This window comes from Leucobacter sp. 7(1), from assembly GCF_900163635.1.
GTDB lineage: Bacteria > Actinomycetota > Actinomycetes > Actinomycetales > Microbacteriaceae > Leucobacter.
The window spans coordinates 14,341-34,239 of record NZ_FUID01000073.1 but is presented as its reverse complement, the minus strand read 5'-3'; the positions used below and the strand labels follow the sequence as shown (position 1 = coordinate 34,239).

Here is a 19,899-nt window from a genome sequence, read left to right as displayed (position 1 = left end):
CCCCGAACCCCCCGAACCCCCATTTCAATTCAACTGGACCATCAGCACACACCCGGACTGGTCTACTCCGCGGACCACTGGCAGAATCGCGTCATGCGCATTCTTTCGATCCAGTCCGCCGTAGCGTACGGACACGTGGGCAACTCCGCAGCCGTCTTCCCACTGCAGCGCCTCGGCGTCGAGGTCATGCCCGTCCCCACAGTGAACTTCTCGAACCACACCGGCTACGGTGCCTGGCGCGGGCCGCTGCTCTCGGGCGACGACGTCCGCGAGATCGTCACGGGGATCGAAGAACGCGGCGGCCTTGCCGGAGTAGACGCGGTACTCTCCGGCTACCAGGGCAGCGACAGCATTGGTGACGCGATCCTCGATGCGGTCGCCCGCGTGAAGCACCACAGCCCGGACGCAATCTATGCCTGCGACCCGGTGCTTGGTAACGCGAAGTCGGGCTGCCATGTCGCCCCCGAGGTCCAGAACCTGATCCGCGACCGCGTGGTCCCCCGCGCCGACCTGATCACCCCAAACCAGTTCGAGCTGGGCTTTCTGACGGGCACTTCCCCAGACACCCTGGAATCGACACTTGAATCCGTGGATGCGGCGCGGGATCTCGGGCCGCACTCCGTGCTGGTGACGAGCGTGGAGCGGCCGGACGCCCCGGAGGGTGTTATCGAGATGCTCGCGGTGACCCCGGATGGAGCGTGGCTTGTGGAAAAGCCGCGGCTCCCGATCAAAGCGAACGGGTCCGGCGACGTGACCGCCGCGCTGTTCACCGCGCATCTGCGCCGCACCGGCGACCCCGCAGCGGCTCTCGGAGCTACTGCCGCAAGCGTCTACGAGCTCCTCGAGCGGACGCTCGCCTCGGGTGAGCGCGAACTGCAGCTTGTCGCGGCGCAGGAGTCCTATGTCGCCCCGAAAGCCAGCTTCACGGTGCGCCAGGTTCGGTAGCGCAGAATCTCAGCCGCGGCTATCCGGAGGTCAGCAGGATCCCGCACACTGCAGCCCCGACGGTCACACCGAGCATGCCGATTCCATTCAGGAGCGCCGCACCGATCCGGCGCTGCTGCAGAAGTCGAAGAGTGTCGAGGCTGGCAGTGCTGAAGGTCGTGTAACCGCCAAGAAAACCGGTTGCGAGGATCGCGGTGACGGGCTGGCCCAGCGCGGCACCAGTGAGGAGCCCCAGGGCGAAGGATCCCGTGAGGTTTACCAGGAAGATCCCCCAGGGAAAGCGAGCTCGAATCCTGGCGGGGACACCCCGGTCGACGAGCACGCGCGCCGCGGCACCGACGCCCCCGGCTGCGGCGAGTCCAAGCGCTACCCAGATGCCACCCATCAGGACTCGCCTCCGCTGCGCCGACGCAGGATATGCGCCAGCCACACCCCCGCAGCGCTGGCTACAAGCCCGCCACCGATCGTTGTGACCGCGTAGCCGGCAGCCAGCCACACCGCGCCAGCGAGCAGCTGCTCCGCAAGCTGCGTGGCGAGCAGGCTATACGTCGTGAATCCCCCCAGCACGCCGGTGCCCAGGAGGAGCCGTGCCCGCTCGTTCGGTTTGGACGCAAGTATCTCCAGCAACAGCCCCAGCAGGAACGCGCCGATCACATTCACGCACAGCGTGCCGAGCGGCCAATTCTCGGGCTCGCCGATAGCCTGCGACACACCGTAGCGAGCGAGGGATCCAACGGCACCGCCCAGAGCGACCCAGCCGAGCACCGAGCGGAGCGGCACAGCAGGCACAGCTGTCGCAGCCGGCCCAGCAGGCCCAGCAGGCGCAGCAGGCACAGCCGGCGCAGCAGGCACAGCTGTCGCAGCAGGCACAGCCGGCACCGGGGACGCCGCAGGCGAAGACTCTTCCGCCACACGCACCTCCTGCTCCGAGCGCGATCCACACCCCGCGCCCCACCCATCCTGCCACGCACGAAGTACCGGATGTGCCGAAAAAGGTACTACGATAATTAAAGTTCGGCATGCCGAACTTTTGACTTACCACCCCCGAAGGAGCCCGATCGTGATTCGACCCCGCGCCCGCGCCGCGGCCCTTGTCCTCCTCAGCAGCCTCGCCCTCGCCGGCTGCGCCGCACCCAGTGCCGCCGCAGGATCTGGCTCCGGTGCCAACGGTACTAACGGCACTAACGGTGCCAACGAAACCACGGACGACCGGCCCGTGGTGCTTACGACCTTCACGGTGCTTGCCGACATTGCAGAAAACGTCGCCGGCCCCCACCTGCGTGTCGCGTCGATCACAAAGGTGGGTGCGGAGATCCACGGCTATGAGCCCACCCCCGGGGACATCGCGCGCGCCTCGGAGGCCGACCTCATTCTCGACAACGGTCTCGGCCTCGAAGCCTGGTTCAGCAAGTTCGTCGATCAGCTCGACGTGCCGCACGCCGTCGTCACCGACGACATCGAGCCGCTCGCGATCACCGGCGATGTCGACGCGGGCAAGCCCAACCCGCACGCCTGGATGAGCCCGCGCGTGGTCCAGCAGTACGTGACGGCAATTGCGGAGGCCTTCAGCGAGCTCGATCCGGAGCATGCAAGCGACTACGCGGCCAACGCGGAACGCTACGGCGAAGAACTCCAGCAGGTGCAGGACGAGCTCGTGACCGAGCTCTCGGTGCTTCCCGAATCGCAGCGCGCGCTGGTGACCTGCGAGGGCGCGTTCTCGTACCTCGCCCGCGATGCGGGGCTCACTGAGCAGTACATCTGGCCCGTGAATGCCGAGCAGCAGGCCACGCCTCGCCAAATCGCCGAAACCATCGAGTTTGTTCGCGCGAACGACGTCCCCGCGGTGTTCTGCGAATCCACGGTCTCCGATGCACCAATGCAACAGGTAGTCTCCGCGACCGGCGCGGTCTACGGCGGCACCCTTTACGTCGACTCGCTCTCCGAACCGGGCGGACCCGTGCCCACCTATCTCGATCTGATCCGGCATGACGCCGACGTCATCACGAAAGCACTCACCGGCGGCACCGAATGACCGCCGCGATCGAAGTCCGAGACGTCTCTGTCCGCTACGGCGAGGTGCGCGCCCTTGAGAGCGCCAGCCTTACGGTTGCGCCGGGCCGCGTCACCGGCCTGATCGGCATGAACGGATCGGGCAAGTCCACGCTGTTTAAGTCGATCATGGGCTCGGTGCGTCCGGACCGCGGCGAGGTTCGCATCGCCGGGGGCACGCCGGCGATGGCCCGCAAGCAGGGCCTCGTCGGCTACGTGCCCCAGAGCGAGGCCGTGGACTGGGCATTCCCCGTGTCCGTGCGCGACGTGGTGATGATGGGGCGCTACGGCGGGCTCGGGATGGCCCGCCGCCCCCGGCGCGTGGATCACGAGGCCGTCGCGGAAGCGCTCGAACGTGTGGAACTCACCGAATATGCGGACCGGCAGATCGGCCAGCTCTCGGGCGGTCAGAAAAAGCGCGCCTTCGTGGCCCGCGGGATCGCTCAGGGCGCTCGCATCTTGCTGCTTGACGAGCCTTTTGCCGGTGTCGACAAACGATCCGAAGGGACGATCGGGCGGCTATTACGTGAGCTCGCGGCGGGCGGCCACACAATCCTTGTCTCCACGCACGATCTGCACGCGCTCCCCGCGCTCGCCGACGAGGCAGCCCTGATCCAGCGCCGGATCCTGTTCCACGGGGCGGTTGCCGAGGCGTTGCGGCCAGAACGGCTCGCCCTCGCTTTCGGACTCGATGTGACCACTGACGCTCGGAGCCTCGTATGAACCCGCTTGATTTCTTTCTGGAGCCGCTGCAGTACGAGTTCATGACACGCGCGCTCCTCACCACCGTGATTGCCGCGGTCGTGTGTGCACTGCTCTCGTGCTGGCTCGTGCTCATCGGCTGGTCACTCATGGGGGATGCCGTGTCACACGCGGTGCTCCCCGGTGTGGTCCTCGCCTACGTCGTCGGGGCCCCCTTCGCGCTCGGTGCCTTGCTGTTCGGTTTCCTTGCGGTCGCCCTCATCGGCGGGATCAGGAACACGAGCCGCGTGAAAGAGGATGCGGCGATCGGGATCGTGTTCACCACCCTCTTTGCGCTCGGCCTCGTGCTGATCTCTGTCACGCCCAGCGAGACCGACCTGAACCACATCATTTTTGGGAACATCCTGGGGGTGTCCCCCGCCGACCTCACCCAGATCGCGGTGCTCGCGGCGGTCGCACTTGTGGTGCTGATCGTGAAGCGGCGCGATCTCACCCTGTTCGCGTTCGACCCCACGCACGCACAGGCCATCGGCCTGAACCCGAAGTTCCTCGGAGCCCTGCTCCTTGGCATGCTCGCACTCACGGCAGTGGTGGCGCTGCAGGTTGTCGGGGTTGTGCTCGTGGTTGCGATGCTGATCATTCCGGGCGCTACGGCGTACCTCCTCACGGACCGCTTCGACCGCATGCTCGTGATCGCACCGATCCTCTCCGCCGCCTGTGCCGTGCTCGGGATCTTCCTGAGCTACTGGCTCGACGCCGCGTCGGGTGGGCTCGTCGTGCTCGTGCAGGGCGTCGCGTTTGGGCTTGTGTATCTGTTCAGCCCGCGCCACGGTCTGTTGGGCAAGCGCTTGGCAGCACGACGCGCTCGCGCGAGCGACGCAGCGGACCGCGGCGTACCCGGTGCAGCGGCGACAAACGTGAAGACCGCAGCATCAGTGGCGGATCCGGCCCCGAGCCCCGAGCCGACCGCGTGAGGCGATCGCCGTGCGGCCCCCGCGGAGCCGGGAACGCACGGCGAAGCCCGCGCACAGGATCACCGCGAGACCACCGAGCGCCACAGGCAGGGTAATTACCTCGCCGAGCAGCAGTGCAGCCCATACGATACTCAGGACCGGTTGCACGAGCTGCACCTGGCTGACCGTCGCCATCGGCCCCTGCGCGAGACCCCGGTACCAGGCGAAGAACCCGAGAAACATGCTCACCACGGCGAGATACCCAAACGCTGCCCACTGCTGCCAGCCCACAACACCCACCGCCAGCGGCACTGCAGTCAGGGTGATTGCGAGCATCACCGGGAGGGCAACGGCCAGCGCCCAGGACACTGTCTGCCAGGCTCCCAGCTCACGCGCAAGCAGCCCGCCCTCCGCGTAGCCAAGTGCCGCAAGCAGGACCGCTCCGAAGAGCAGTAGGTCCGGCCATTCAAGCCCCGCAGCACCGCCCGGGGCCCCGCCCTGCAGAAGCGCGAATACGACGGCCGCCGCGCCCCCGAGCCCAGCGCTCACCCAGAATCCCAAGCTGGGACGCTCCCCCGTGCGCCACACAGTCACCACCGCGGTCGCGGCGGGGAGCAGCCCGATGACAACAGCGGCGCGCGCCGCCGGCATTTCGGCAAGCGCGAGTGAGGTCAGCATCGGAAACCCCACCACGATGCCCGCGGCAACAAGCCCCAGGCGTGCCCACTGCACGCCGTGCGGCAAACGCTGCCGAGTCAGGGCCAGAGCGGCGATGGCGAGGACAGCCGCGACAACCGCGCGGCCACTCCCGACGAACACGGGGTTCAGGCCAGCAACCGCCACACGGGTGAGCGGGACCGTCAGCGAAAAGGCGGCCACTCCGAGCAGTCCCCACCAGAGCCCGGTCCGCCCGCGAGATCCGCTCGATAGCACAGGGGAAGATTGCTTGATAGCGCTATTATCTAGATTCATGAGTCAGAGTAGCACCGAGCGGATCACCGCCGAACTCGAGCGCTGGATCGGGCAGGCAGTCCCGGGAAGCAAACTCCCCGGAAGCCGCGCACTCGCGGAGATGTTTGCGGCCGGGCCGGTCACTGTGCAGCGCGCCATGCACGCACTGGCCGCGCGAGGGCTCATCGAAGCCCGCCCCGGCGTCGGGACATTCGTGCGGCGGCGCGACACCGTCCGCCCCGCGAACTTTGGCTGGCAAACCGGCGCGCTGGGCGCACCCACGGCCACCACCGCGCCCATTCCGGACACCCAACGGGAGACCGAGCCCGGTGCCATCGAACTCCACTCGGGGTACCCCTGCGCGGATCTCCTCCCCACCGCGCTCGTGCGCGCTTCCGCCGCACGCGCCGCACGATCGGGACATGCACTGACCCGAGCCCCGGCTGCGGGGCTCCCCGAGCTGCAAGCCTGGTTTGCCGCGGAACTCAGCGGGAGTGGCCCGGCCCCGCACGCGGCCCGCGACGCCATCATCGTGCCCGGCACCCAGGGTGCGCTCGGCAGCGTGTTCCGCGCGCTCGTGGGGCGCGGTAAGCCACTGGTGATCGAATCTCCCAGTTACTGGGGTGCCCTGCTCGCCGCCGCACAGCAGGGCGTCACACTGGTTCCGATCGCCACCACGCCCACCGGGCCCGATCCGGACGAACTCGATCGGGCGCTGCGGGATTCCGGGGCACGCGTGTTCTACGCACAGCCCACGTTTGCGAACCCCCTCGGCGGCAGCTGGCACCCGGATCGCGCGCGGGACATCCTCAAGGTGCTCCGAGCGCGCGGGGCCTTCCTTGTCGAAGACGATTGGGCCCGAGACTTTCCGATCGACACGGCCCCTGAACGCGCTCCGGTGCCGCTCGCCCGCAATGACCCGGACGGGCGAATCGTCACGCTGCGGTCCCTCACCAAAAGCCTGTCCCCGGCCGTCCGGGTCGGCGCACTCATCGCCCGCGGACCGGCCCGGGACCGGCTTTTGGCCGATCGCGTCGCCGACACGATGTATGTCAGCCCGCTGTTGCAGGCCACCGCGCTCGAGGCCGTCACCAGCCCTGCCTGGCGCACGCACCGTTCCGCGCTCCCCGGGCGACTCCGAGAACGCCGAGACCTGCTGCTGCAGAGCCTGGCACAGCACGCGCCCAGCGTGCACGTGGACGCGGTGCCGCAGGGCGGGCTGAGCGTGTGGGCGCGCTTGCCGCAGGGCACGGACGCCGGTGAGGTTGCGCGCCGCTGCGCTGCACGCGGCGTTGCACTCGCGGCCGGTGACGCCTGGTTCCCCGCCGAGCCAGCCGTCCCCGCACTGCGGCTGACCTTCTGCGGCACCGAGCCGGAGCGGTTCCCCGAGGCCGCACACGTCATCGAGGGGGCGCTCACCACGGGGTGAGCACCCCGCGGGGACGCTACGACGCGCGGCTCCGCACAGCTTCGACTATGCCGTAACGACGGCCGATTGCTGCACGAAGCGTGCGCCGCGGGGCGTGGCACGGCGCAGCAGGAAAGCCGCGAGCTGGTCGAGCAGAATCGACAGCAACGCCACCCAGATCGCCCCCGCAATCACCCCGGACATGCCGTAGGCCACCTGGTTCAGAATGATGTCGCCGAGCCCACCACTGCCCGCGATCGCCGCAACTGTCGCAGAGCTGACGGTGAGGACAACCGCCGTGCGGACGCCACTGATCATCGTCGGAAGTCCGAGCGGCAGCTCCACTCGGAGCAACACCTGGAACGGCGTCAGACCCATGCCGCGTGCGGCACGAGTGAGGTTGCGATCCACAGAGTTCACCGCTTGGAAGGAGTAGCTGAGGATCGGCGGGAACGCGAGCACAAACAGCGCAATGACGACGTTCAGGAGGCCGATCCCCACGAGGCCGAGCAGGATCGCAATCAGCGCCAGGCTGGGCAGCGCGCGGCCAATGTTCGTGAGGCTCACGGCCAGGAACTCGCCGCGATGAATATGCCCCAGCCACACGCCGAGCGGAACACCGAGCAGGATCGCGGCAAGAATCGGGATCAGGCTGATGACAAGGTGCTCCCCCGTCTTCTCCATGAGCAGTGCAAAGTTCTCCACGATAAACGGGAAGGCCCCGAGGAACTCGTTCACGACATCCTCACTCTCGTCCAGGGCGTCAGCGCTCGGCCAAGCAGCACCAGCAGCCCGTCGAGTACAAACGCGAGCAGGACCGCCAGGGCACCCGCCCCGATGAACTGGGTATTGAAGGGCGACGAGATCGCCTTGAGGATCGGTGAGCCGAGCCCGTCATCCACCACAAATGCGGCGATTGTCGCGATGCTCACGGTCAGCACGGTGGCGATGCGAAGTCCATTGATGATCGAGGGGAAGGCGAAGGGCAGCTCAACGCGGCGCAGGATCTGTCCGGGGCTCAGCCCCATGCCGACCGCCGCCTGCTTCACTGAGGCCGACGTCGAGGCGAGTCCCGTGAGCACCGCCTGGAAGATGATCACGAGGGTGAAGCACACAAGCGCAATCTCGACGGTCACCAGCGTGAGCCCGGTGAACGGCACGAGCAGCTGGAAGAGCGCAAGCGGCGGCAGCGTGTACAGGAACGTCGCCACAACGCCGATCGGCTTCACCAACCACTGCTTGCGATAAGCGATAAGCGCGGCGGTGAACGCGATCGCAAAGCCGATCACCACTGCGATCACCGTGATGACGATGTGGCTCACGAGCGGCGGCCAAAACACAGTCGACCACTGCGCCGCGAACCAGTCCGCGCAGAAAAAGCCGTTGTTGACCACGCACTCGGAGGCCACACCGTAGTCCGGGATCACTGGGTCCCCCACGGGCATAAAGTCGGTCATACCGTCGCCTCCGCGGCGTCACGTGCGGTCGGCGGATGGACAAGCTCGCGCAGCGTCACGAAGCGTCCGGGGGCGTCGCCGACGCGCGCCCCCGCAGTCCCCGCAACGGACACGAGCGCAAGCGCCTCACGCACGGTCATCCCGGTTCCCACCTCGGGCCAGGTGTCCGCACCGACGGGAAGCGCCGCCTCGGCCGCAGTGCGCTCCAGAACATCCCCAACCGAGGTGAGCGCGAGCCGCTTCAGCCCCCGCTCGGCACCCAAGAACTCGGCAACGAAGTCGTCGATCGGGTGCAGCAGGATCTGCTCCGGGGTGTCGAACTGGGCCAGCGTGCCACCGGGACGCAGGATCGCGATCCGATCCGCCATCTTGATCGCTTCGTCGATGTCGTGGGTCACGAACAGCGTCGTTTTCCCCACGCGCTGGTGGATCGCGAGAAACTCGTCCTGCACCGAAAGCCGCGTGATCGGATCGAGCGCGCCAAATGGCTCGTCCATCAGCATCACCGGTGGATCCGCCGCGAGTGCACGCGCAATCCCCACGCGCTGCTGTTGCCCACCCGAGAGCTGCGCCGGGTAGCGATCCAACCAATCCTCGACCGGGGTAAGCCCCACAAGCTCAAGAAGTTCCGCGGTCCGCGCCCGGATACGGGCTCGGTCCCACTTCAGGATCTGCGGCACGATCGCGATGTTTTCAGCGACAGTGTAGTGCGGAAAAAGCCCGGATTCTTGAATCGCGTATCCGATTGTGCGGCGGAGCTCGATCGGCGCGAGGCTCGAGATGTCCTGACCGCCGATGTGGATGCTCCCGCTCGTGAGGTCCACAAGCCTGTTGACGAGCTGCAGGGCGGTGGTCTTGCCGCCGCCGGACGGACCGACCAGGCATACGAGCTCGCCGGAGTGCACGGCAAGGTCGAGCGCGTCGAGGGCGGGGGTCGGCTGCCCGGGGTAGGTTTTCGTCGCGGCGGTGAACGTGATCGAGGTGTCCCCGGGTCGCGTCTGCGCGGCTTCGGTGGGTGTCGTCATGATGTCCTTAGATGAGGCGGTTGTCCCGCAGAAAGGTCTGGGCAACCTGCGCGGGATCGAGTCGGTTGACGGCGGCGGCCGAGTTCAGCACTCGGATCGCATCGACAGTCAGCAGGGAATGGAGTTCGTTCAGAAACTCGGGCACGTCGTCATCCACGGCGTCGAAGGCGTCATCCCGAATCAGCGGGACGACGTTCTGGAACCCGAACAGCCTGAGGTCGTCCTCAAGCACCACGAGCTTGGAGCGGGAAAGCTGCGGATCGGTCGTAAACACGTCCGCCGCTTGGATCTCGCCGCGCTCGATTGCCTGGTAGTTCAAGCCGATGCTCAGGGTCTTGAGCTCCATGTTGTCGAGCCCGTAGGACTCGACGATGCCCTCATAGCCTTGGCCGCCGGTGACGTTCTCCGGGTACGTCGAATACGTAAAGTCGCCGATCCCCCGCAGGTCAGACATTGTGCGCAGCCCGTGCTGGGCCGCGAACTCTTCCGTGACGGCGATGGCGTTTTTGTTCTCAAACGGTGTGGCATTCAGCGTGGTGATCCCCTGCTCAGCCTCCCAGGACCGCGCCAGTTCGAATGTTTCTTCCGCAGAGTCCATGAGGCGTTCCTCGCCGGCCAGGACCACAAGGATCACCCCGGTGTACTCGGGGTACAGGTCAATCTGCCCGGACTGCAGAGCGGAGTTGATGATTTCCGTCGAGCCGATATTCGTTTTTAGGGAGACCGTGTAGCCGAGCGCCTCGATCCCCTGCGCGTACAGCTCGCCCATGATCCAGCTCTCGGCGAAGCCTTTCGACCCGATCGTTAGCGTGCGTTTCTTGCCCACCCCGTCAGGCGCGGGTGCAGCGCAGCCGCTGAGCGCGGCAACTCCGGCCGCCGCTCCCAAACCCCACAGGCCGAGGGCAGAGCGCCGGGTGAGCATGCGTCGTTGCAGTGTCATGTGTGTCCTCGCCCGCGCTAGTTCAGGTCTCGCGGGATGCTCGCGGAGGTGGAGCGGGAATGGAACTTGGCGCCGTCCCGGTACGCGTCCAGCTCGTTTGTCACGACGAAATTCGCCGCGTCCCCCGTCATGGTGCTGCGGGTGCGGATCTCGACATCCCACCCGGTGTCGGCCGCGAAGTCCGCACCGGCGGCATCGAGTGCCGCACGCCCGAGATCGCTGGGGCCGCTCGGCAACGGCGGCCGACGGTACCGAATCGTGCGCTCGCACACGGCCTCCGCGCTCAGCGGATCCCCCGCGGTGCGATTGTAGCTATCGCGCTCCGAGGAGTAATAGAACAGCCCGTCGCTGCGATCGGTCTGCCACTCCTCCACAAACGTGCTCACCGTCGTGCGGCCCGACACGAGGTCGGCGGTCAGCTCACGCGTCATTGGCGGCCCGTCCGCGTCAATTGTTGTGTGTGGCGGCGTGGGCGGCAGCCCGAGCGCGGCGGTGAGTGCAGCCGTGGTCGCTGCGTCGTCCGCCGGGGAGGCGGGGTTGCGTTCGGGCAGCGTCAGCGTTGGGGGTGCCACGATCGTGATCCGGGTCTCCTCGGGCGCGGGCCACAGGTTGGGCCAGAAGCTCGCAGACACGCTCAGACGCAGCGTGTGTCCTGGGGCCAGCCGGTGCGCGGTCGCGAGCAGCGGGAAGGTCAGCGTCACGGCTTCGCCCGGGACGACGGGTTCCGGGTGGTCGTGGCTCGCGTGGTGGGCGAGATTGAACAGGCCCACGGTGAGCAGCCTCGAGGAGCCGTCGGGTGCCACATCCGTAAGCCGCGCCGCGATCGCGCCGCGATCCCGATCCGAGGCCACCCGCACACTCACCCGTGGCGTGCCGAGGATTTCGAGGCCCGCTGGCTGCGCCCAGTCAAGCGTGTACGAGCGCGCGTCGTCGGCGGACTGATCCCCCGCCACACCGGCGGCCTCACCAAACTGCAGCCAGCTGCCGCCCGCGAAACCGATGAGCTCCGTGCTGCGCAGAATGCGCGGGCCGGCCTGCACCGCGGCGGACGCAGAGAGATCCCGATCCGTCACCTGCGCGGACGGCCACACGGGTTCCGCGATCCAGCGCCCCGCACGGGTCACATGGTCCGTGCCGATCGGAGCGCTATCCGGAATAAAGGCCCGCAGCTGCGGTTGTGACTTCACGCCGTTGTCTACCCCGCCGAGCCACTGGTCCCACCAGCGAATCGATTCGGCGATGAAGTCAATGCCGGGGCCGGGGGCCGCCTGGTGCGGGTAGTTGTGTGCCCACGGCCCCAGGAGGGCGTGGATCGGGGCGTCGTCGTCGGCACCGCGTGCTGCTGCGCCTTCCATCAGCCTGAACAGCGTGGTGCGGTACTCGTCGAGAAGGCCGCCCACCGCGAGCACCGGCACCTGGATCGCGTCCGGTGTTTCGATCACGGACCCGTGTTTCCAATACGCGTCCCGGCGCTGATGGCTCAGCCAGTCCTCGATATTCACGGGGGCCTCGTCGATCCGGCGCTTCCAGTCGTCCTCCCAGCCGGCACCGACGCCGATCGGGTCCTGCGGACGGGCGTTGTAGGCCCACATCGTTGACGCCCACGACAGCATTTGGTCGCCGACGATTGCACCCCCGTTGTAATGGACGTCATCCGCGTAGCGATCGTCCGTGGAGCAGACCGTGATAATCGCGCCGAGTTCCGGGGGCTGGAGGGCCGCAAGTTGGAGTCCGTTGAAGCCGCCCCAAGATTTGCCGATAATACCGACCTTCCCGGCGCACCACGGCTGCGCCGCGATCCAGCGCAGCACCTGCAGGCCGTCCGCAAGTTCGGTCTCCGAGTACTCATCCGTCATGACCCCGGTCGAATCCCCCGCCCCGCGCAAATCCACGCGCACACTCGCGTAGCCCGCGCGGGCGAACTCGGGGTGGATCGTCTGATCCCGCCCCGCGGTCATATCGTTCTTGCGATACGGGATGTACTCGAGGATCGCGGGGACCCCGTGCTCAGGTGTATCCGCGGGCAGCCACACACGCGCTGCGAGCTCGACACCGTCGTCGAGCGGAATACGAACATGCTCCAGCACGCGCACCTGACGCGGGGCAGAACGGAAACGATGGGCACTCGGAATCATTGAGTTCTCAGACATGTTCCGATCCACACTATCGGCTGGCAAAAGACAACCGCGGCTCACAGGGCACAGTCATGCCCGCCCAAAACGGCCGCAGTATGGCCTGTGAACAGGCCCATTAGCGGCTATTACCCGGCCCGACACGCCGATGCGGCGAGTCTCTCAGGCCAGCCCCTCGCCCCATGTCTCGCTCTGCGCGCACAGCCTGTGAAACTGCTCACGCATCTGCTGACGATATCGGCTCACCCGTTTCCGGAGTGTGCTCGCGGAAATGCCCATTTCTGCGGCGAGAGCTTGCTGGGAGACCCCCTCGCACAGCACGCGCCACAACACCGCACGAGCCTGCGGATGCAGCGCGAGAAAGGCGGCTGCGGCGAGTTGGCATTCCCGCTCTGCAACAGCCGAATCTTCGGTGCGCGCGGCAAGGACAAGGGCCTGTTCATCGAGCCCGACTTCCCGCGCTCGCTGGGCCCACTGGGCATAAAGCCGACGCTTCGCGACGGTAAACACGAAGCTCTCGGGATTCGTATGCGGTGGCCGTCCTGCCCGCACGGCACGGACGAGCGTCTCGAACGCGTATGAGAGCGCCTCCTCTGCTTCATCTGAATTTGCTCCAAGTCGCCATAAAAACGCGAGAAGTCGAGGTGCCGACTCCGCGAATACACGTGCAACGAACTCCATCTGGGTGTTCACCTTGATCTTGCTCTAGCAGCGCACCCCCGGGCGCTGCCCGGTCACTGTCACCGCGACACCATAACGGTTCCCCCGCCGCGAGACGCACGTTCACACTCATGAGTCAAGCGCAAACGCTCGGCAAGTGTAACTCCCCCGTTTTGAGGGACCCGAAAGTTTCCTCCGAACCTCCGAGTCACACTTTTCGGCCCCCCACCACTACTACGGTGAGCGACCATAATTCGGCGCGCTCGAGCACGATTCTGCACGGCCCACAAGGCCCTGTGGGCTCGGCTTCACCATCTGTGAAAGGAACACACTTCCATGACAACCCAGAACACTCAGTCGCAGCGAGACCGGAAGCGGATCGTCATTGCTGGTGGCTCCCTCCTCGCGATTACGCTGCTCGCCACGGCCGCCGCGTTCACGGACTTTGCCAATCTGAACCTGGGCGACGGATCCGATGGGTCCGGTATCGGGGTCAATAGTCAGTTCAACATCCAGGTCGTGGGCACCGACGAGAATGGTGTCCCGGTGCCAGGAACCTGGCAGGAAGCGAACACAAATCGCGGTGTCAACATCGCTGTGCCAGGTGCTGACGTGATTACGCCCGGCGACACTGTGAGCATCAGCATCCCGTTCCGCAATGAAAGCCCGCTGCTGTCCGCTGAGATCGACTTCTCTCTGCAGGATCGCCCGGGCTTTGGTTCCGACGCAGAAATGCGCGATCTGCTGCGCTACACGGTCAGCGTCGACGGCGAAATGCTCGCCGCCGAGCAGACCCAGGACGAACTCGCTGACCTGGCCCTCGGCACGTACCTTGCAGGAACCAGCGGATCGCTCACGCTCAGCATTTCGTTGCCAGAGCAGGACACACCCGAGGAGAACAACGCACTACAGAACAAGAGCGCCTTCGTGCAGGCCCACTTCGGAGCAAGCTCAAAGCAGCCGTAAGGCCGAAAGGAGAAATCGCACCCGTCACAGCGCCGGGGTGCCAGTGCACCCCGGCGCCCGACAGGAGAAATGACAGTAAGCAATGAGCACTCGCACCGGACGCACACGAACACTTGTGGCAGCCTGTGTACTCCTCGGCGGCGCGGTTCTCGCGAGCGCAGCTGCGGTGACCGACTCCCATGACAGCCTAACCCCGCTCGACGGCACGTTGAATCGCTTCGACCTCGTCACAGCTGGATCTGCCGAACCCGGTTGGGTCCCCAACGCACAGCACTGGCAACAAGGCAATACCCGGCCGTACCGGATTGCGCTCACTCCCGATGGGTCGACGTACGTGATGAGTCCGGGGGCGAGCCTCACCCTCCGGATCGCGGTGAAAAACGTGAGTACCCGACTCGCGAGCGATATCGAGCTTTCCATCGAAAACCCGAACGATCACGGGGGTGAGCTCGATCCGGAATCCGGAAACTTTGTCGATCTATTCCCCCAGCTCCGCTTCACTGTGGGGGACGGCGAGTCAATTGTGTTCGCTAATGTCCCGGGATCTGAGCTCCAGACCGTCAGACTGCCAGGGAAACTTCGCCCCGACGATTACCGCATGCTGGACATCCGGATCGACGTCTCGGAAGACCTCGACAATCGGTGGCAACTTGCCACTACTGATGTCCAATTCGCGCTGAACGGGAGCAGCACGTGACGCCGCCGCAACAGCGACGGGCCAGACTCCGCACTCAAGCTGCGCTGGGGACGATCGGAGTGCTGCTGTGCATCGGGACGGTGAGCGCAAGCTACGCCGCCTACCAGGACAGCGTCAACATTGTGATTGGCTCTGAGGCAGTCGTAGGGAATCCCCACACATTTCAGCTCCAGCTCCAGAACGGGGAGGGAGCGTGGGTCACCGCGGGTTCTGCAGCGGACTCAGTCCTTGTCGCGACTGTGCCCGATGCGACTGTCAGCACCGCGCGGCTCACCGAGTTCAGTGTCCCGTTCCGGCTGCAAGCGAACTCCCCCGTGGGGTCGGTGACGCCGCAGATCCTCGCCCCGAGCAGTTGCACGGAGCGGTGTGCGGCACTCTTTGGCCGCTTGCGTTTCACGATATTCAACGATGGGGTCCTCGTCGCCTCTGGCACGAGCGCAGATGACTTCAACTCGCTCGCTGGCCGTGAATTCCTCGCGATCCAACCCGATGAACCACACCTGCTGACGGTGCAGGCCACCCTCGATCGAGACACACCGTTTATGTGGTCAGGCAGCACCACCGAGATCACCGTAGCGCTTGTCGGGAGCACCTCATGAAATTCTCTGCACGACTCACAGGCGCGGGCACCACTATCCTCCTCCTGATCTGCGCGGCGGCTGGTCCGGCTCACGCGCTGCAGCAGGACACCGTCCCTGAGCACGCCGCCGAGCTCATTACGGTCACCCCTGATATTGCGCAGGTACAGGTCCCGGGGCCTGGGCATTCGGAGAGCTGGACCGTGTCGGTCACCAACACGACTCAGAATGATCTGCCACTCGGGATTGAGGTGCTCGGCGATGCCACCTCGGCGCTCTTCACCGGCCCGACTCCACTCATGGTAAGCCTGGCGGACAGCTCTGGTGCCGTCGTTGCGATATCGCCGGCAGCAGCGCTCATCGACCGCACGCTCGCACTCCCTACTCTCCTCGCGGGAGAGTCGACCGAGCTGCACGGCACCGTTACTCTGCCCGCGGATGCGGACAACCGCTATGCCGCGCAAAGCGGCGAACTTCGGTTCCGCGTCACCGCGACTGCTCCGGATGACGCCGACACTGGCCCTGGTTTGCTCAGCGCAACGGGAGCATTGGCCTCATCAGCGGCCTGGCTGGCGCTCGTGCTTTCCGCGGCCGGAATCATCACATTCACGCTCTGTGCGCACTCGCGCCGACGAAAGGCCCGTACTCAATGACCTCGGCACGCCTCCGTGCGCGATCCCAGCGGCAGGGTCTCCTGTCTTTCAGCTTGCTCCTCCTTGGAGCAGGCGCCGTGGCTCTTTCCGCAAGCAGCACATCTGCCGCATACACGAGTAGTTCCTACGCCCATACGGACGACTTGACCGCCGAGATTCCCGCTCCACTGAGCGTCGGACTGTCTCCCGGGCAGTCCCTCGACACAGGCTCCGGAGTTGGAAACGACGGCAATGCGTATGTGTGGGGACGTACGGATATGAGCCTTGCGGGAGGTGCAGCGTGGGGCGGGACGTGGAAGGGCCCCACCCGTGTTGGAGGACTGCCCGAGGGCGAAGTCGCTGCGGTATCCGGACAGATCTACGGGTTTAACGCACTGCAGCTGACAGGCGAGGTGTGGGGATGGGGAAATAATCCCGAGCGAGACGGGACCGGGGCCGGTCGATTGGATCAACGCCCCGAGCGGCTGCGAGTTGGGAGCAACTGGAACGGCAATGGTACGCGGCTCACGGATATCGCGCTCATCGCGTCGACAGAACAGGCCGGCGCGGGAATCCGCTCGGACGGCTCCGTCTGGGCATGGGGTGACCCGAGCTACGGTGGTTTTTTCGGTAACGGTGCCAAGCAGGTTCCCGGACTCCCCGATCCGTTGGCCAACGACGGAGAACAGTTCCCCGTCTACATCACTGGCGGGTACCAAAACTTCTGGGTCATCCTGAACAGCGGTGAGGTCTGGTACTGGGGCGGTGCGAGTTCTACCCCGGGAGCGGACAAGGCGTCAAACAGCGGTGCCCGAGTTTCCACAGCGCTCGCGCCCTGGTTCCGTGCCGCGGTCGGGCCCGGTGACGGATACATCACCAGGATCGCGGGCGGCAAAAACCTGGGGCTTGCCGTGCTCTCCGATGGGCGGGTGCTCACCTGGGGCGGCTCAGGTCGAATCGGCAACCGCCCCACTCCACCAGCGGCAAGCGAGCCAGGCCTCGTGAATGACACCGTACTGCGGGACATCGTTGACGCCACGAGCGCCCACACCGGAGCGCTACTCCGGGACAGCTCCGGCAATCTCTTCAGTTACGGAGCCGCGGACGATGTCGGGAGCAACCCCCGAACACCAACGCTCCTCGACACCGAGGTCATCGATTTGGCCGCCGGGCAGGGCCACTACATCTGGCGCAAAGCGAATGGTGAGTACTGGGGCAAGGGCTTTAACGCACAGGGTGCCCTCGGCACCCCGCTCGGCTCCGGTCTCAGGAAGCTCACACTCGACCTCGGAGTGTTGGACTGATGCACCCCACCTCACGCAGCACACAACAGGAAAGGCACAACATGACCAACGGCTCCACGCTTCGAGGACGGCTAGGGGCCTGGTTCCGCACGCCGCGCACGCTCCGATCCTCCGGGCGCAAACGTCTTGTACTCGCCGGAGGCGGTCTCGTCCTTGCCGCGTCCGTTGCTACGTTCGCGAGTTTCACAGACGTCGCCAATCTCAACCTGGGCAATGGTGCGGACGGCAGTGGCATCGGCAATCCCGAGAAATTTGACCTGGCTGTTGTCTTGCCCGACGGTACTGTCGAGCAGGCGGATACCGACGCGGGCTACAACTGGGAGGTTCCGGGCGCAGAAACCCTGATACCCGGGGGCACAATTGCAACCACAATTCCGATCTTTAATAACAGCGCCCGTATCGACGCCTCAATTGCGGTGTCACTGGTGCTGTTGAACGGCGACGGGTCTGTCGCGGAACGCCCAAACATTACCCAGTTCCTGAGGTTCTCCGCCACCCGGGACGGAGTCGAGCTGTTCGCCGAACGGCCTTGGAGTGAAGCCCAGGGAGAATTTGGGATCTTGAGCGCTCGCGATGCTGACCCGCTCAATCCGGGCGACCCCTTTACGGAGGGTGCCACAAACAGCGCCGGAAGCCTGGAACTCACAATCGATTACCTCGACCTCCCTGAAACCGAAAACTTCAACGGCGGTCAATCGGCCTTCCGGGTACACTTCGGTGCCGAATCGACGCAACAGTGACTGGGGACATGTTCGTCCGAACATATCGCGTAGCTCGCTCGGTTGTGCTCAACGTTGCTGCTGCGCTCGGTCTGATCAGCATTCTCGTATTCACCGCATCGTTGGTATACGACGTCCGGCCACACAACGTCATTTCAGGCTCAATGGAGCCGGGAATCCCCACGGGCTCACTCCTTGTCACACGGCCGATCTCAGGTCCGGAAATACAGGTGGGAGACGTGATCACCACACCGCGACCAAGCGGTGATGGACTGGTCACGCACCGCGTTCGCGAGATCACCGAGCTCGAGAGCGATGCTGGGGTGTATGAGATGACGATGCGTGGGGATGCCAATACAAGCGACGATCCTCGGCCCTACACGATTCGCGACGCACATATCACCCTGTTCCACATCCCCCTCTTGGGGTTCGGGGCGTCACTCTTGCAGACCCGCGCGGGCGTCCTCATCGGAATCGCGATCGCGTGTGTACTCCTGCTCTTTTTCCTGTTCCCAGGGCAAGCGCGAGATCACATCCCGGACCCGGACCCGGACCCGGCACTCAAGCTATTTCGCCAGTGAGCGCCGGATCCTGCGCCACACGCTCCTTACGCGGCCACGGTCGGTGCCGCCTCGTACGTCACCCAGCTTGTCCGCGTCGCGAGCGTGTTGTACAGCGCCTGTGCCTGCAGGTTATCGGCCGCCGTGGCCCACTGCACAAACGTGCGACCCTGCTCGTGCGCCAGGTCCGTGAGCCGGCCAATGAGGGCGCGCCCCACGCCAGCACCGCGCGACTCCGGCTCCGTGAACAGGTCATCCAAGAACGTCACATCCGTTGCGAGCGACGGGCACGGCATCCGACGGTGGTGCGCAAAGCCGACGACTTCTCCCGAGACCTCAGCGACGAGGGCTTCGCACTCGTGCGCGGGATCCAACAGCCAGCTCAGCGTGCGCGACACGACCTCCTCGGACGCTTCGAGCCTGTAGAACTCCCGGTACGCGCGGAACAGCTCGCGCCAGCGCGGCTCATCTGCCGGGGTCAGCGGGCGAACCGTCGGGGTGGGGCGTTCAGTCATGTTCGTGTCCTCTCGGGGTTTCCTGTGTGTGTGCGGGATCCGGCGACCGCCGTGTTCCCAACTTGAGCAGTGTGGCACGTTCCGCACCTCGGACACGCAAGTAACGGCCACACAAAAACCCGCACAGCGTTACTCTCACTCGCACCCTCGCGAGGAACAGCGCCCCGAGGCGGTGCACGGTTAGGCTGGGCCCGTGACCGATTTCGCAACGCGCGACGACGCGCACCACTCAGCAGTCATTGACTTCCGAAGCGATCCCGCGCTGCCGGATCCGCCATATCAGCAGCTCCGCGCCCACGTCCTGAACGGGATCCGCGCGGGAAGCATCCTGCCCGGAGAGCGGCTGCCGACCGTGCGCGCGCTCGCCGCAGCGACGGGACTCGCAGCGAACACCGTGGCGAGCGCGTATCGTGCGCTCGAAGAGGACGGGATTGCCGAGGGGCGGGGCCGCGCGGGCACATTCGTGAGCCTCGATGCGCTCGGCGAACCGGCGGCCCGCGCGGCTGCCCAGGGCTTCGCTGACAGGATCATCGAGCTCGGGCTCGCGCCCGAGCGTGCGCACGAACTGCTGCGCGATGCGTTTCGAGCGAGAGGCTGAGCGTCACTGTCAGTTCGGCACGCGGTTTGGCGCGAGAGTCGGTGCGAGGTTCGGTACGAGGTGCACTGACGCGGACCTTCCGAAGCGTCCCCGGAACCCCCGGAATTT

23 protein-coding genes are annotated in these 19,899 nt (G+C 65.9%); 13 read left to right on the top strand and 10 right to left on the bottom strand.

Going from position 1 to position 19,899, the window contains the following annotated elements; translation table 11 throughout:
* Positions 1-93: 93 nt before the first annotated feature.
* Positions 94-945: a pyridoxal kinase PdxY gene (gene pdxY, locus FM113_RS14190; protein WP_087015474.1), complete on the top strand. Its 852-nt coding sequence runs from the start codon at positions 94-96 to the stop codon at positions 943-945.
* Between the two features lie 19 nt (positions 946-964).
* On the opposite strand, the gene FM113_RS14185 is transcribed toward pdxY, so the two are convergent.
* Together FM113_RS14185 and FM113_RS14180 are read right to left on the bottom strand one after the other, a co-directional pair.
* Positions 965-1,330 carry a CrcB family protein gene (locus FM113_RS14185; protein WP_087015473.1) on the bottom strand — a complete coding sequence of 122 codons (366 nt, stop codon included), beginning with the start codon at positions 1,328-1,330 and terminating at the stop codon, positions 965-967.
* Positions 1,330-1,734 carry a CrcB family protein gene (locus FM113_RS14180; protein WP_087015480.1) on the bottom strand — a complete coding sequence of 135 codons (405 nt, stop codon included), beginning with the start codon at positions 1,732-1,734 and terminating at the stop codon, positions 1,330-1,332. The genes FM113_RS14185 and FM113_RS14180 overlap by 1 nt, the downstream gene beginning before the upstream one ends.
* Positions 1,735-2,005: 271 nt before the next feature.
* On the opposite strand from FM113_RS14180, the gene FM113_RS14175 reads away from it, so the two are divergent.
* From FM113_RS14175 to FM113_RS14165, 3 genes are read left to right on the top strand one after another with little or no spacing between them, the layout of a single operon-like run.
* A complete protein-coding gene (locus FM113_RS14175; protein ID WP_217896022.1) occupies positions 2,006-2,977 on the top strand; it encodes a metal ABC transporter substrate-binding protein in 972 nt (323 codons plus the stop codon).
* Entirely contained in the window at positions 2,974-3,717 is a 744-nt protein-coding gene (locus FM113_RS14170) for a metal ABC transporter ATP-binding protein (protein WP_087015472.1), read from the top strand. Before FM113_RS14175 ends, FM113_RS14170 begins: the two co-directional genes overlap by 4 nt.
* Positions 3,714-4,670 (top strand): metal ABC transporter permease, encoded by a 957-nt coding sequence (locus tag FM113_RS14165; protein ID WP_087015471.1) that lies wholly within the window; start codon positions 3,714-3,716, stop codon positions 4,668-4,670. The genes FM113_RS14170 and FM113_RS14165 overlap by 4 nt, the downstream gene beginning before the upstream one ends.
* Here the strand turns inward: FM113_RS14165 and FM113_RS14160 are convergent.
* Positions 4,629-5,621, bottom strand: a complete 993-nt coding sequence (locus FM113_RS14160) for a DMT family transporter (protein WP_087015470.1) — start codon at positions 5,619-5,621, stop codon at positions 4,629-4,631. The genes FM113_RS14165 and FM113_RS14160 overlap by 42 nt on opposite strands.
* On the opposite strand from FM113_RS14160, the gene FM113_RS14155 reads away from it, so the two are divergent.
* Entirely contained in the window at positions 5,620-7,029 is a 1,410-nt protein-coding gene (locus FM113_RS14155; RefSeq protein WP_087015469.1) for a PLP-dependent aminotransferase family protein, read from the top strand. The genes FM113_RS14160 and FM113_RS14155 overlap by 2 nt on opposite strands.
* Positions 7,030-7,074: 45 nt before the next feature.
* On the opposite strand, the gene FM113_RS14150 is transcribed toward FM113_RS14155, so the two are convergent.
* The 6 genes from FM113_RS14150 to FM113_RS14125 all read right to left on the bottom strand — a co-directional run bounded on the left by FM113_RS14150 (position 7,075) and on the right by FM113_RS14125 (position 13,243).
* Positions 7,075-7,746 (bottom strand): ABC transporter permease, encoded by a 672-nt coding sequence (locus FM113_RS14150; protein ID WP_087015468.1) that lies wholly within the window; start codon positions 7,744-7,746, stop codon positions 7,075-7,077.
* On the bottom strand, positions 7,743-8,465 hold the full coding sequence (locus FM113_RS14145; protein WP_217896021.1) for an ABC transporter permease: 723 nt from the start codon (positions 8,463-8,465) through the stop codon (positions 7,743-7,745). The genes FM113_RS14150 and FM113_RS14145 overlap by 4 nt, the downstream gene beginning before the upstream one ends.
* Positions 8,462-9,490 carry an ABC transporter ATP-binding protein gene (locus tag FM113_RS14140; protein WP_087015467.1) on the bottom strand — a complete coding sequence of 343 codons (1,029 nt, stop codon included), beginning with the start codon at positions 9,488-9,490 and terminating at the stop codon, positions 8,462-8,464. Before FM113_RS14140 ends, FM113_RS14145 begins: the two co-directional genes overlap by 4 nt.
* A gap of 7 nt (positions 9,491-9,497) precedes the next feature.
* On the bottom strand, positions 9,498-10,430 hold the full coding sequence (locus tag FM113_RS14135; protein ID WP_217896020.1) for a glycine betaine ABC transporter substrate-binding protein: 933 nt from the start codon (positions 10,428-10,430) through the stop codon (positions 9,498-9,500).
* 17 nt (positions 10,431-10,447) lie between these two features.
* Complete coding sequence (locus FM113_RS14130; RefSeq protein ID WP_217896019.1) at positions 10,448-12,580, bottom strand: CocE/NonD family hydrolase; 2,133 nt, start codon at positions 12,578-12,580, stop codon at positions 10,448-10,450.
* Positions 12,581-12,724: 144 nt separating this feature from the next.
* Positions 12,725-13,243, bottom strand: a complete 519-nt coding sequence (locus FM113_RS14125) for an RNA polymerase sigma factor (RefSeq protein WP_087015466.1) — start codon at positions 13,241-13,243, stop codon at positions 12,725-12,727.
* A gap of 315 nt (positions 13,244-13,558) precedes the next feature.
* Between FM113_RS14125 and FM113_RS14120 the strand changes: the two genes are divergently transcribed.
* The 7 genes from FM113_RS14120 (at position 13,559) to FM113_RS14090 (ending at position 18,699) form a co-directional block, all read left to right on the top strand.
* The gene (locus FM113_RS14120) at positions 13,559-14,188 is read left to right on the top strand and encodes a hypothetical protein (RefSeq protein ID WP_087015465.1); all 630 of its coding nucleotides are present in this window, start codon (positions 13,559-13,561) and stop codon (positions 14,186-14,188) included.
* A gap of 82 nt (positions 14,189-14,270) precedes the next feature.
* Entirely contained in the window at positions 14,271-14,885 is a 615-nt protein-coding gene (locus tag FM113_RS14115) for a hypothetical protein (protein ID WP_087015464.1), read from the top strand.
* On the top strand, positions 14,882-15,484 hold the full coding sequence (locus FM113_RS14110; protein ID WP_087015463.1) for a hypothetical protein: 603 nt from the start codon (positions 14,882-14,884) through the stop codon (positions 15,482-15,484). Before FM113_RS14115 ends, FM113_RS14110 begins: the two co-directional genes overlap by 4 nt.
* On the top strand, positions 15,481-16,116 hold the full coding sequence (locus tag FM113_RS14105) for a hypothetical protein (protein ID WP_087015462.1): 636 nt from the start codon (positions 15,481-15,483) through the stop codon (positions 16,114-16,116). The genes FM113_RS14110 and FM113_RS14105 overlap by 4 nt, the downstream gene beginning before the upstream one ends.
* A gap of 77 nt (positions 16,117-16,193) precedes the next feature.
* The gene (locus FM113_RS14100; protein ID WP_140393378.1) at positions 16,194-17,399 is read left to right on the top strand and encodes a hypothetical protein; all 1,206 of its coding nucleotides are present in this window, start codon (positions 16,194-16,196) and stop codon (positions 17,397-17,399) included.
* A gap of 41 nt (positions 17,400-17,440) precedes the next feature.
* The gene (locus FM113_RS14095) at positions 17,441-18,139 is read left to right on the top strand and encodes a hypothetical protein (protein WP_087015460.1); all 699 of its coding nucleotides are present in this window, start codon (positions 17,441-17,443) and stop codon (positions 18,137-18,139) included.
* 8 nt (positions 18,140-18,147) lie between these two features.
* On the top strand, positions 18,148-18,699 hold the full coding sequence (locus FM113_RS14090; RefSeq protein WP_087015459.1) for a signal peptidase I: 552 nt from the start codon (positions 18,148-18,150) through the stop codon (positions 18,697-18,699).
* A 26-nt stretch (positions 18,700-18,725) separates the two neighbouring features.
* Here FM113_RS14090 and FM113_RS14085 read toward each other — a convergent pair whose 3' ends face one another.
* Positions 18,726-19,193, bottom strand: a complete 468-nt coding sequence (locus tag FM113_RS14085; protein ID WP_087015458.1) for a GNAT family N-acetyltransferase — start codon at positions 19,191-19,193, stop codon at positions 18,726-18,728.
* 193 nt (positions 19,194-19,386) lie between these two features.
* Between FM113_RS14085 and FM113_RS14080 the strand changes: the two genes are divergently transcribed.
* Positions 19,387-19,791: a GntR family transcriptional regulator gene (locus tag FM113_RS14080; RefSeq protein WP_254909027.1), complete on the top strand. Its 405-nt coding sequence runs from the start codon at positions 19,387-19,389 to the stop codon at positions 19,789-19,791.
* Positions 19,792-19,899 lie beyond the last annotated feature (108 nt).